This window comes from Cellulomonas sp. GbtcB1 (assembly GCF_019091725.1).
GTDB lineage: Bacteria > Actinomycetota > Actinomycetes > Actinomycetales > Cellulomonadaceae > Cellulomonas.
Genome location: NZ_JAGXJG010000702.1, coordinates 1 through 230, shown reverse-complemented (window position 1 = coordinate 230; position 230 = coordinate 1). Strand labels below are relative to the sequence as shown.

General features: G+C 78.7%; 1 pseudogene. It reads right to left on the bottom strand.

Annotation, left to right across the window (positions count from 1 at the left end):
• Nucleotide 1: 1 nt before the first annotated feature.
• Nucleotides 2-230: pseudogene (locus tag KVT14_RS21880) on the bottom strand (LLM class flavin-dependent oxidoreductase); the annotation flags it as partial.

Genomic DNA, 230 nt, shown 5'->3' with positions numbered 1-230 from the left:
GTCACCGCCCCAGGCGGGACAGCCCCTCGGTCAGCACGTCCCCGGACCCCGCGTAGACCCCCTCGGCGCGCGGCCAGTGCACCCCCACGTCCGTGAACCCGAGGTCCGCCGCGCGCTCGACGCCCTCGCCGAGCGTCGCGGCGGGCTCCAGCGAGAACACGGGCGCCCCGCCGAGGTTGAGGGACAGGTCCGGCACCCGGCCGCCAGGTGCGAGCCGGCCGGCGGTCTCC